Source organism: Longibacter salinarum (assembly GCF_002554795.1).
Taxonomy (GTDB): Bacteria; Bacteroidota; Rhodothermia; order Rhodothermales; family Salinibacteraceae; genus Longibacter; species Longibacter salinarum.
In genome coordinates, this window is record NZ_PDEQ01000021.1 from 1 (window position 1) to 574 (window position 574).

The 574-nt window shown below is 66.6% G+C and carries 1 pseudogene; it reads left to right on the forward strand.

Annotated elements, in window-relative coordinates:
- Window positions 1-97: 97 nt before the first annotated feature.
- A pseudogene (locus tag CRI94_RS17425) lies at window positions 98-574 on the forward strand (transposase); the annotation flags it as partial.

Sequence of the window (574 nt, forward strand, 5' to 3'; positions counted from 1 at the left end):
CATCGAGCGAGCCATTTGCCAACAGCTTCCTCCACTGCGTAAGACCCGGAGGCGGAACCTGACCCGCTTTTGTGCGGGCCTTTACGAGGCCGAGCATGTGCACCTGCCCAAGATCGCCGACCGGTGCTTCGGGCGCGCCCAACAGGCAAGCAAGACCCGGCGCTTGCGCCGCTTTCTAGCCAACGAGGCCGTTCGGCCCGGCGATTGGTACCGGCCGGTGGCACGCTCGCTGCTGAAGGCTGCAGCCGCCGCCGGTCCGGTTCGCCTGTTGATCGACACGCTGCATTTGACCGGGGAACGGCGCCTGCTTGTGGCCGCGGTCGCGTTTCGTCGCCGGGCGCTTCCGGTTCTGTGGCGCGTGCACGCCACCTCGGGGGTGACCGGCCAAGACCTGCAGCGCTGCTTCGTGCACGAATTGGCCGCGCTCGTTCCCGAGGAGGCCGAGGTGATCGTGATCGGGGACGGGGAGTTTCACTGTGTCTCCCTGCTTCAGGCGGTGCAGAAGGCGGGATGGACGTACTGCGTGCGCCTGCATGCCGATACCTTCGTTCGTGCGTTCGTTCGCGAGGACGTT